The following is a 4,958-nucleotide window of genomic DNA, read 5'->3' as shown; positions in this document are numbered from 1 at the left end:
ACCGACAACCAGACCCCGCCACAGATGCCCTGGCGGGTCTCCGACCTGCGACGACGCAGGTTCACTCGAACGTGTGAACGATCGCGTGGGAGGGCGTCGGGAGCCGTCCCGTCGCCCGCACCGGCGACTGGGGACGCCCAACCGTGGCATCCATGCCACTTCACCCGTCTCCGCGTCCCCAGACGCCCAGCCGCGGCCCCCTTCGACCACGAGCGGCCCCAACGGGGGCCGCGGCGGAGATCACCACCGCCCGGCGCCCGCTCGTCGCTACGGTCGCCGCATGGCGGACCTTCCCGGCGGGCGACGTCCCCGAGGCCTCCGCCCGGCGTCGCCTGCCTGACCCGGACGCGGCCACCTCGCAGGCCCGGCATCCCACCGCCTGATCCCACCGGCGCCCCGGTCATAAGACTCCCGGCGGCGTCGACCACCTTGGAGCACCGCCATGACCTCCCCGAGGACCCGCCGCACGGCCGCGCGGGGCTCGATCGCGACGCTCGTCGCAGCCTCCCTGCTGGCTGCAGGCCTGCCTCTCGCGCACCTGGTGGCCCCGGAGGCGCCGACCGTGGCCATGCTGGCCGTCGTCCTGCTCGGCCTGCTGGGGACCGGCCTTGGCCTCGTCGGCTTCTCGTGGCGGCTGACGACCGCCAACGCTTTCGTGGCGGTACTGCTCCTGCCCGCGATCGTCCTCGTCGTCACAGTCCTCGGCGGCCCCTGACATCACCTGGTGGGAGACATCACCTGGTGAGAGACATCACCTGGCTGGAGGCGCCACATCGCGCAGGCGCCACCGGCTGACGAGGTCAACCGACGGACGCGCGCCTCTCAGCGCTCACGAAAGACTTCCGGCGCCGGTGCTCCACGGCGGTCCTCGTCGTCGCCAGGCCCGTCCCCCGGCTCCTCGGGCCCCGGCTCGCGCCGCAGGACGTCGCCAGGCTGGGGGTCCAGCGCCGCGCAGATGGCCTCGGGGGTGGCGCGGATCGCCACGTCCAGGACGTCGTCCGACCCCGACCGACGCGACCCCGACTGATGGCGACCCGACCCACGCGAGGGCGACGGGCCGCAGACTGCTGCTCCTCGGCCTGACGCCCCGCCCTGGAGGTCCCGTGCCCCACTCCCGCCGCCCGGCCCGCCACGAGCGGCCCCGCCGTCCCGCCAGGTCCGGGGCGACGCGGGCCACCACCGCCGGAGCCGCCGCGCTCGTGCTCGTCGGGTGCAGCCAGACCGGCCCGGGCACGGACGACGCCGACGGGCCGAGCACCGACGGCGACCTCACGCCCGTCACGCTGCAGCTGCAGTGGTTCACCCAGGGCCAGTTCGCGGGCTACTACGCCGCGCTGGACCAGGGTTTCTACGAGGACCAGGGCCTCGACGTCACCATCGCCGAGGGCGGCACGGACATCGTCCCGCAGACCGTCCTGGCCCAGGGGCAGGCGGACTACGCCATCGCCTGGGTGCCCAAGGCGCTCGCGTCGCGCGAGCAGGGCGCCGCCATCACCGACGTCGCCCAGGTCTTCCATCGCTCGGGCACGCTGCAGGTCTCCTTCGCCGACGCCGGCATCGACGACGTCGCCGACCTGGAGGGCCGCACGGTCGGCAACTGGGGGTTCGGCAACGAGTTCGAGCTCTTCGCCGGCATGACCGAGGCGGGGCTCGACCCGGCCACCGACGTCACCCTCGTCCAGCAGCAGTTCGACATGCAGGCCCTGCTCAACGGCGACATCGACGCCGCGCAGGCGATGACCTACAACGAGTACGCCCAGGTGCTCGAGGCCGTCGACCCGGCGACGGGCGAGCTGTACCAGGAGGACGACTTCACCGTCCTGGACTGGAACGACGTGGGCACCGCGATGCTGCAGGACGCCGTCTGGGCGAGCACGGAGCGGCTGGCGGACCCGGCGTACGAGGAGCAGACCGTCGCCTTCCTCACCGCCAGCCTGCAGGGGTGGATCTACTGCCGCGACAACGTGCAGGAGTGCCGCGACATCGTCGTCGAGCGCGGCTCCACGTTGGGGGCGAGCCACCAGCTGTGGCAGGTCAACGAGGTCAACCAGCTCGTCTGGCCCTCCCCCGAGGGCATCGGCACCATCACGCAGGACGCCTGGGACCAGACGGTCGAGGCCTCCCTCGCCACGCGCAACGCCGACGGCGCCACGGTCCTGTCGCAGGAGCCCGACGACGACGCCTGGACCAACACCTACGTCGACCAGGCGCAGGCGGCCCTCGTGGAGATGGGCCTGGACGTCACGGGCGAGGGGTACGAGCCTGTGGAGGTCACCCTCGAGGAGGGTGGCGCCTGATGGGCGGCGGGCCCACGAGGGGGCAGGCCCACGAGAAGCAGGGGACACGATGACGAGCACGACGGAGCGGCCCGAGGTCGAGCCCGCGCGGGGCGGCACCCACGCCTCCGGCGAGCCGGCCGACGACCTGCTGGCCCGCCACCGGGCGGTGGCGCCGTCGTGGACCTCGCTGTACTACGAGGAGCCGCTGGAGCTCGTCAGCGGCTCGGGCAACCGGGTCACCGACAGCCGCGGGCGCACCTACCTCGACTTCTTCGGCGGCATCCTCACGAACATGGTCGGCTACGACCTGCCGGCGCTGCGCGAGGCCGTCACCAAGCAGATCAGCCGCGGCGTCGTGCACACCTCGACGCTGTACCTGCTGCGCAGCCAGGTCGAGCTCGCCGAGAAGATCGCCCGGCTCTCGAAAATCCCCGACGCCAAGGTCTTCCTCACGAGCTCGGGCACCGAGGCCAACGAGGCGGCGCTGCTGCTCGCCATGACCTACCGGCGCTCGAACCAGGTGCTGGCGCTGCGCAACAGCTACCACGGGCGCAGCTTCGCGACCGTCGGCATCACGGGGAACCGCTCGTGGTCGGCGTCGAGTTTCTCGCCGCTGCAGACCACCTACCTGCAGGGCGGGTACCGGTTCCGCAGCAGCTTCCGCGGGATGGACGACGACGCCTACGTCGACGCGTGCGTCGCCGACCTGCGCGAGCTGCTGGCGGTGGCGACGGCGGGGGACGTCGCGTGCCTCATCGCCGAGCCCGTGCAGGGCGTCGGTGGCTTCGCCGTCCCGCCGGACCGGCTCCTCGGCGCCTACAAGGAGGTGCTCGACGAGACGGGCACCCTCTTCATCAGCGACGAGGTGCAGACCGGGTGGGGTCGCACGGGCGAGACCTTCTTCGGCATCGAGGCGTCCGGCGTCGTGCCGGACATGTTGACCTTCGCCAAGGGCCTGGCCGGCGGGTACGCCATCGGCGGGGTCGTGGCGCGCGGAGACGTCATGGACTGCCTGGACGCCAACGGCATCTCCACCTTCGGCGGCAACCCGGTGGCGACCGTGGCCGCGAACGCCGTGCTCGACCACGTGCTCGACCACGACCTGCAGCACAACGCCGCCCGGCTCGGGGCGTTGCTCAAGGATGGGCTGGGCGCGGCCGCGCAGCGGCTCGACCTCGTCGCCGAGGTCCGCGGCAAGGGCCTGATGATCGGGCTGGAGCTCGTCGGCGCCGACGGCTACGCCCCGCACCCCGCCGCCGCCGCGGCGGTGCTGGAGCAGGCGCGCGCCGGCGGGCTGCTCATCGGCAAGGGCGGCCTGCACGGCAACGTCATCCGCATCGCCCCGCCGCTGACCCTCACCGAGGACGAGGCGCGCGAGGGCCTCGGCGTCCTCCTCACCGCCCTGGAGGCCGTCGACGCCGCCCAGGGCTAGGTGCTCGGCGATCCGGGGGCCCCATGAAGCCGAGGACTTGAACGGCCGCCCGGGCGTCGGAGTCGCCGCGACTGAGCCCTCCCATCCACAGAGTCACTCACCACGCGACGTCATCCACAGGGGAGCGTGCTTCACCCGATCGGGGTGACCGGACCTGGTTAGCGTCGGCGGGTGCGCCGTTCGGGACCCCTCGCCCTCCTCGCTGCAGCCGCCCTCACCCTCAGCGGCTGCATCAGCGAGCCAGAGCCGGGCGCGCCCATGCCGACATCGGCGGCGCCCGCACCGACCACGTCCCTGCCGCCCGAGGCATCGACCGCGCCCGACCCAGCACCGACCGAGACAGCGCCGACGCTGCCCCCCGAGGCGACCACCAACGACGCTGCCGGGGCAGAGGCCTTCGTCCGGCACTGGTACGACACGCTGAACTACGCCTACCGCACGAACGACACCGGCCCTCTCGAGGCGGCGAGTCGACCGGACTGCGAGGTCTGCAACTCCTTCGTCGAAGACTTCGACAACCTGCCTGCTGGGCACCGCATCGACGGCGGGCAGGTCGAGGTCATCGACTCCGTAGCTCCCGCGCCGGACGGGACGGGCAACGTCCTCGTCGCCCTGGCAACTCGACAAGAAGCCAGTCGCGTGATCGACGCCAACGGTGACGTGGTCGGCGAGACCGAGGGCGAAGACATCGCGCTCGGCGCGGTGATCGTCCGCGTAGACGGCGGGTGGCTCATGTATGGGCTCGGCGAGTGATGCCAACATCACGCGCAGCGATCACTTTCGCAGTAGGTCTCTGTGCAATGACCTTGGTCCAGCACGACGTGGCGGCGGCAGCTTCCCGGGGCTTTCCGGATGTCTCGTCACGCTTCGACCGCGACAGCGCTGACTTGAAAGGCCTGCTCGAGCGCCCCGCCAAGTACCAGCCCCCTCAGTCCGAGGACGTGGGCACGGGGCAGATAACCAACGGAGCGGGCGGGACGGGACAAGCCCCGCCGGAGGCGCCAACGCACGTCTCGCGGCTTCTGCCCGCCTGCGGCGGGGAGAACCCGAACCTCGGCATGGTCAACGAGTGCGCCACCCAACCGACGGCGCTCTGCCCACCCGGCGAGAGGCTCTTCTTCAACTGGGTGGCCGACGCCGTCAATGGTGCGGCAGCCGGTGACTACGTCCAGCAGGGACGCGTCTGCGTGGGCCCCACCGAGGCCGCAGACCTCGAGCCAGCCGACGGCGGCGAGCCCGTCGTCCTA

6 protein-coding genes are annotated in these 4,958 nt (G+C 72.2%); 5 read left to right on the top strand and 1 reads right to left on the bottom strand.

Features of this window, described 5'->3' with window-relative positions; translation table 11 throughout:
• Positions 1–442: 442 nt before the first annotated feature.
• Positions 443–715, top strand: coding sequence for a hypothetical protein (locus WDV86_RS10005; RefSeq protein WP_339567478.1), 273 nt, complete (start codon positions 443–445; stop codon positions 713–715).
• A 107-nt stretch (positions 716–822) separates the two neighbouring features.
• Here the strand turns inward: WDV86_RS10005 and WDV86_RS10000 are convergent, their stop codons facing one another.
• Entirely contained in the window at positions 823–984 is a 162-nt protein-coding gene (locus WDV86_RS10000) for a hypothetical protein (RefSeq protein WP_339567477.1), read from the bottom strand.
• A 215-nt stretch (positions 985–1,199) separates the two neighbouring features.
• Between WDV86_RS10000 and WDV86_RS09995 the strand changes: the two genes are divergently transcribed.
• The 4 genes from WDV86_RS09995 to WDV86_RS09980 all read left to right on the top strand — a co-directional run.
• Positions 1,200–2,297, top strand: a complete 1,098-nt coding sequence (locus WDV86_RS09995) for an ABC transporter substrate-binding protein (RefSeq protein WP_445263019.1) — start codon at positions 1,200–1,202, stop codon at positions 2,295–2,297.
• A gap of 49 nt (positions 2,298–2,346) precedes the next feature.
• Positions 2,347–3,711 (top strand): aspartate aminotransferase family protein, encoded by a 1,365-nt coding sequence (locus WDV86_RS09990; protein WP_339567475.1) that lies wholly within the window; start codon positions 2,347–2,349, stop codon positions 3,709–3,711.
• 171 nt (positions 3,712–3,882) lie between these two features.
• On the top strand, positions 3,883–4,464 hold the full coding sequence (locus WDV86_RS09985; protein ID WP_339567474.1) for a DUF6318 family protein: 582 nt from the start codon (positions 3,883–3,885) through the stop codon (positions 4,462–4,464).
• A gap of 47 nt (positions 4,465–4,511) precedes the next feature.
• The coding region (locus tag WDV86_RS09980) for a hypothetical protein (RefSeq protein WP_339567473.1) at positions 4,512–4,958 on the top strand (447 nt) is incomplete at its 3' end.

Source organism: Pseudokineococcus sp. 1T1Z-3 (genome assembly GCF_037482365.1).
GTDB lineage: Bacteria > Actinomycetota > Actinomycetes > Actinomycetales > Quadrisphaeraceae > Pseudokineococcus.
This window is presented reverse-complemented; position numbering and strand designations above follow the sequence as displayed.

Coding starts and splice junctions, on each gene's coding strand:
- WDV86_RS10005 (WP_339567478.1), top strand. CDS start 443: ATGACCTCCCCGAGGACCCGCCGCACGGCCGCGCGGGGCTCGATCGCG.
- WDV86_RS09990 (WP_339567475.1), top strand. CDS start 2,347: ATGACGAGCACGACGGAGCGGCCCGAGGTCGAGCCCGCGCGGGGCGGC.